The following is a 5,077-nucleotide window of genomic DNA, read 5'->3' as shown; positions in this document are numbered from 1 at the left end:
CCGCGCCAGCCGGGGCTGCACGATGACCAGCGCGACGCCGAGCAGGATGAGCGCGGGCACGACCGCCTCGAAGGCGTCGGGCGGCAGCACGAGCAGCAGCACCGCCCCGACCACGCCACCGGACGTCGAGAGCACGAGCAGTCGCAGGATGCGCGAACGCTGTCCGTCCAGCTCGCTGCGGTAGCCGATCGCGCCCGCGACCGACCCGGGCACGAGCCCGAGGCTGTTGGACATGTTCGCCGTCACCGGCGGGATGCCGATGGCCAGCAGGGTCGGGAAGGTGATCAGGGTCCCGGAGCCCACGACGGCGTTGATGGTGCCGGCGCCGACGCCGGCGAGCAGGACGGCGAGGACGTCGAGGAGGCTCACCCGGCAGGGGGCTCCTCACCGGCCGGGGGCTCCGTGGGGAGCTCGGCCGGCTGGCCCGGCTGACCGGGGTGGGCGGCGTCCTCGGCGGCGGCGAGCGCCTGCTGGACCGCCTCGCTCGTGCTCGAGGTGCGCACCGGCTCGGTCGCCGTGGGGCCCATGTCGACCCGCTTGGCGGGGCCGTCGGTCGACTTCGGGATGCCGGCGACCTCGTGGATCGACGACCCGAGGCCCTCCAGCGCCTTGGTGATCTCCGAGGGGATGACCCAGACCTTGTTGGCGTCGCCCTCGGCGATCTTCGGCATCATCTGGAGGTACTGGTAGGCCAGCAGCGACTGGTCCGGGCGGCCGTCGTGGATCGCCTGGAAGACGGTCTGGATGGCCTGGCCCTCACCCTGGGCGCGCAGGATCTGCGCCTCCCGCTCCGCCTGGGCGCGCAGGATCTGCGACTCGCGCTCACCCTCGGCGTTGAGGATCTGGGACTGCTTGTTGCCCTCGGCAGTGAGGATCGCGGACTGGCGCTGGCCCTCGGCGGACAGGATCAGCGCGCGCTTGTCGCGCTCGGCGCGCATCTGCTTCTCCATCGCGTCCTTGATGGACGGCGGCGGGTCGATCCCCTTGATCTCCACGCGCTTGACCTTGATGCCCCACCGGCCGGTGGTCTCGTCGAGCACGGCCGACAGGCCGCTGTTGATCGACTCGCGGCTGGTCAGGGTCTGCTCGAGGTCCATGCCACCGACGACGTTGCGCAGCGTGGTCATGGTGAGCTGCTCGATGGCCTGGATGTAGTTGGAGATCTCGTAGGTCGCCGCGATCGGGTCGGTCACCTGGAAGTAGATGACCGTGTCGATGTCGACGGTCAGGTTGTCCTCGGTGATCGCCGCCTGCGGGGGGAAGCTCACGACCTGCTCGCGCAGGTCGATCATGTAGCGCACCTTGTCGATGAAGGGCACCACGAAGTTGAGGCCGGCCGGCAACGTCTCCTTGTACTTGCCGAACCGTTCGACGATGCCGGTGTAGGCCTGGGGCACGACCCTGATGGACTTCGCGACCACGGTGATCACGAAGAGCAGCAGCAGGATCAGGATGACCAGCACGACCATGGGGGGCTCCTTCGGAGGGTCAGGGTGCTCCGGGCAGGGACGGGGGGTCGGACACGGGCCGCACCTGGGCGGTGGCCCCGTTGATGGCGACGACCTCGACGGTACGGCCGACCTCGATGCCGGCCTCGGCGCCGGCCGAGACAGCCAGCCAGCTCTCGCCGCCGATCTTCACACGGCCCGGCCGGTGCTCGGCCACGGTCTCGGTCACGACCCCGCGCGCGCCGACGAGGCTGGCCGGGCCGAGCACGAGCTCCGGACCACCGTGCAGGCGGCGGACCAGCGGCGGGCGGACGCCGGCGAGGAGCAGCAGCGACGCCGCGGAGGCGACCAGCACCTGCACGACGATGCTGTCGGTCACCAGCGCGGCACCCATGCCGGCCAGCGCGCCGCCGGCGAGCATCAGCAGGAACAGGTCAAGGCTCAGCAGCTCGGCGAGCGCGAGCGCGATCCCGACGGCGAGCCAGGTCTCCCAGAGGTGGTCGCGCAGCCAGTCCATGGCCGAACCCTAGGACATCCCGCGACCGCGGTGCTGCCGCCGTCGCGCCGCGTAGCGGCCCTCGTGCTTCTCGAGCACCAGCGGCATGCCGAAGGTGGCGGACAGGGTCTCGGCCGTCAGGGTCGTCTCCATCGGCCCCTGGGCGACCACCGCCCCGTCGCGCAGCATCAGCACGTGGGTGAAGCCGGGCGGGATCTCCTCGACGTGGTGCGAGACCAGCACGGTCGCCGGTGAGGCGGGGTCGTAGGCCAGCACCGACATGGTCGACACCAGGTCCTCGCGACCGCCCAGGTCGAGCCCGGCAGCGGGCTCGTCGAGCAGCAGCAGCTCGGGGTCGGTCATCAGGGCCCGGGCGATCTGCACGCGCTTGCGCTCCCCCTCGCTGAGGGTGCCGAAGGTGCGGTCGGCGAGGTGCATGACGCCGACCTCCCGCAGCAGTGCGTCGGCGCGGGCGTGGTCGACGTCGTCGTACTCCTCGCGCCAGCGGCCGAGCACGCCGTACGACGCCGACACCACCACGTCGCGGACCTTCTCCTGCCGCGGGATCTGCTCGGCGACGGCGGCGCTGGAGACACCGATGCGCGGGCGCAGCTCGAAGACGTCGACGGTGCCGATCAGCTCCCCGAGCACCCCGACCGCGCCGGTGGTGGGGTACATCTGGGCCGCCGCGACCTGCATGAGCGTCGTCTTGCCCGCGCCGTTGGCGCCGAGCAGGATCCACCGCTCGCCCTCGCGCACGACCCAGCTCACACGGTCGAGCAGCGTGGCCTGGCCACGCCGGACGGTCACCTCGGCGAGCTCGAGCACGGCGGACATGCAGGCAACCCTAACGACTAGGGTCATGCCGTGAGTGGTCTCCCCGCATCTGCCCGCCTCGCGTGGTGGGGCACGGCGTGGCTGCAGGGCCGGATCGGGCCCGACGCCTTCCTCGACGGCGTGCTCGGCGACGACGTCGCCCACGTCGTCGGCGGTCCCTCGGGCGCCTCTCCCCTGCTGCTCGAGCTCGCGGACGCCCGCAACCGCGGTGCGACGGCCGTCGGGGCGTCCTTCCCGGCGTCCGGTGACCCCGCCGGCCTGCGCGGACCGCGGGACCTCAACGCGGCCGCCATCGACGCCGGCGAGGCAGCCCTGCTGCTGGGCGCCTCGAGCGCCCTGGTCCCGGCGCAGGTCGGCCAGGCGGTCGAGTGGACGCTGATGCCGGCCGAGCGGCGTCCGCCGCCGGACCTGGGCGAGGCGGACCGGTCGCTGCGGGCCGCACTGCTCGAGGCGGTGAGCACGCTCGCCGAGCTGGACGTGGCGAGCTGGCAGCCGGAGGTCGCCGACCCTCACCCAGGAGCAGGGCGTGCTGCGCCAGGAGCGGGCATCGCTGGAGAGCCGCGCCGGGGGCGCCCCCGACCGCCTGCACGACCTGCGCACCGCCGTACCCCTCGAGGCGCCGGACGGCGTCCCCGGCCGCTGCATCGACCTCGCGGGCCGCGCGTTGCACCTCCTCGACGTCGCCCGGCTCGCGCTCGAGGACGACGGCGGCGCCCTCAGCACCGCCGAGGCGACGGCGCGGCGCGCGGCCCTGGAGCCGCTGGAGCGGACCGCCCGGCACGCCCTCGGCGCCGCCTGCTCGCCCGACGGCTGGCCACCGTCACGGTGACCCGCCCGAGAGCCGATAGCCTGCAGCCGCGATGAGCACTCACGACGCCCCCGACACGCTGCTGATCACCGTCACCGGGACCGACCGCCCCGGGGTCACCTCGGCGGTGCTGCAGACCCTCGCCGGCGCCGGCGTCTCCGTCGTCGACCTCGAGCAGATGCTGATGCGCGGGCGGCTCGTGCTCGGCGTGCTCGTGACCGCTCCCCGCGACGGCAAGAAGCTGCGCAAGGCAGTCACCCAGACCGTCGAGGCGCTCGGGATGAACGTCGAGTTCGAGAAGGGGTCCGGTGACAACCGGAGCCGGTCGCCGCACCGCGCCCACGTCACCGTCATCGGCGCTCCGCTCAAGGCGTCTGGCATGGCCGCGATCGCGGGCCGGATCGCCGACTGCGGCGGCAACATCGACCGGATCGAGCGGATGGCGCGCTACCCCGTCACCGCGATCGAGCTGCACGTCTCGGGCGCCGCGCCGGACCGGCTCCGCACCCTGCTGGCCACCGAGGCGGCCCGCCACGGCATCGACGTCGCGGTCCAGCCGGCCAACCTGCTGCGCCACGGCATGCGGCTGATCGTGATGGACGTCGACTCCACGCTCATCCAGGGCGAGGTCATCGAGATGCTCGCCGAGCATGCGGGCTACGGCGCCGAGGTCGCCGACGTGACCGAGCGCGCCATGCGCGGCGAGCTCGACTTCGAGCAGTCGCTGCGGGCGCGGGTCAAGCTGCTGGCCGGGCTCGACGCCTCCGTGCTCGACGAGGTGTACGACGCCATCGTCGTCAACCCCGGCGCCCGGACGATGGTGCGCACGCTGCGCCGCCTCGGTTACCGCTTCGCGATCGTGTCCGGCGGCTTCAGCCAGATCACCGACCGGCTGGCCGCGGACCTGGGCATCCACCGCGCCCGCGCCAACACCCTCGAGATCGTCGACGGCCGGCTCACCGGCGAGGTCGTCGGTCCCGTCGTCGACCGGGCCGGGAAGGCGCAGGCGCTGCGCGAGTTCGCCGCCGACCTCGGTGTCCCGGTCGCCGCGACCATCGCGATCGGTGACGGCGCCAACGACCTCGACATGCTCGACGCCGCCGGCCTGGGCATCGCCTACAACGCCCGCCCGGTGGTGCGCGAGGCCGCCGACACCTCGCTCAACGTGCCGTACCTCGACACGATCATGTACCTGCTCGGCATCAGCCGGGAGGAGATCGAGGCGGCCGACGCCGAGGCCGGGATCGTCACCCCGGCACCGCCGATCGCCTGACCCGGAGCCGCCCGGAGCGGCCCGCCTAGGGCGTGTCTCCTAAGTCGCGAGCCAGATGGTGATGGCGCGTAGGACGACCGCGCCCCGATAGACGACTGCGAGCTTGTCGTAGCGGGTGGCGATGCCACGCCATTGCTTGTGGTCGCTGAAGGAGCGCTCGATGACGTTGCGGCCCTTGTAGGCCTTCGCGTCGAAGGCAGGCGGCCTGCCTCCTG

The 5,077-nt window shown here is 72.8% G+C and carries 7 protein-coding genes; 2 read left to right on the top strand and 5 right to left on the bottom strand.

Annotated features, from left to right (window positions below):
- From L615_RS24330 to L615_RS15360, 4 genes are all read right to left on the bottom strand, one after another.
- Nucleotides 1-369: TSUP family transporter (locus tag L615_RS24330; RefSeq protein WP_261376719.1), on the bottom strand; the 369-nt coding region annotated here is incomplete at its 3' end.
- Nucleotides 366-1,469 (bottom strand): SPFH domain-containing protein, encoded by a 1,104-nt coding sequence (locus tag L615_RS15370; protein WP_028654030.1) that lies wholly within the window; start codon nt 1,467-1,469, stop codon nt 366-368. The genes L615_RS15370 and L615_RS24330, both read right to left, overlap by 4 nt.
- 19 nt (nt 1,470-1,488) lie before the next feature.
- Nucleotides 1,489-1,965, bottom strand: coding sequence for an NfeD family protein (locus tag L615_RS15365; RefSeq protein WP_028654031.1), 477 nt, complete (start codon nt 1,963-1,965; stop codon nt 1,489-1,491).
- 9 nt (nt 1,966-1,974) lie between these two features.
- The gene (locus L615_RS15360; RefSeq protein ID WP_028654032.1) at nt 1,975-2,781 is read right to left on the bottom strand and encodes an ABC transporter ATP-binding protein; all 807 of its coding nucleotides are present in this window, start codon (nt 2,779-2,781) and stop codon (nt 1,975-1,977) included.
- 526 nt (nt 2,782-3,307) lie between these two features.
- Here L615_RS15360 and L615_RS24325 point away from each other — a divergent pair.
- Nucleotides 3,308-3,610 (top strand): hypothetical protein, encoded by a 303-nt coding sequence (locus tag L615_RS24325; protein WP_145725637.1) that lies wholly within the window; start codon nt 3,308-3,310, stop codon nt 3,608-3,610.
- 31 nt (nt 3,611-3,641) lie between these two features.
- On the top strand, nt 3,642-4,862 hold the full coding sequence (gene serB, locus L615_RS15350) for a phosphoserine phosphatase SerB (protein WP_028654034.1): 1,221 nt from the start codon (nt 3,642-3,644) through the stop codon (nt 4,860-4,862).
- 39 nt (nt 4,863-4,901) lie between these two features.
- On the opposite strand, the gene L615_RS15345 is transcribed toward serB, so the two are convergent.
- Nucleotides 4,902-5,077: transposase (locus tag L615_RS15345; protein ID WP_145725636.1), on the bottom strand; the 176-nt coding region annotated here is incomplete at its 5' end.

This window comes from Nocardioides sp. J9, assembly GCF_007829375.1.
Lineage (GTDB): Bacteria > Actinomycetota > Actinomycetes > Propionibacteriales > Nocardioidaceae > Nocardioides.
The sequence above is the reverse complement of the archived record's forward strand: the minus strand, read 5'-3'. Positions and strand labels throughout refer to the sequence as shown.

What these genes read in the sequence shown, in the direction of transcription:
- L615_RS15360 (WP_028654032.1), bottom strand. Translation starts at nt 2,781, where the DNA reads ATGTCCGCCGTGCTCGAGCTCGCCGAGGTGACCGTCCGGCGTGGCCAG.
- L615_RS15370 (WP_028654030.1), bottom strand. Translation starts at nt 1,469, where the DNA reads ATGGTCGTGCTGGTCATCCTGATCCTGCTGCTGCTCTTCGTGATCACC.
- serB (WP_028654034.1), top strand. Translation starts at nt 3,642, where the DNA reads ATGAGCACTCACGACGCCCCCGACACGCTGCTGATCACCGTCACCGGG.
- L615_RS15365 (WP_028654031.1), bottom strand. Translation starts at nt 1,965, where the DNA reads ATGGACTGGCTGCGCGACCACCTCTGGGAGACCTGGCTCGCCGTCGGG.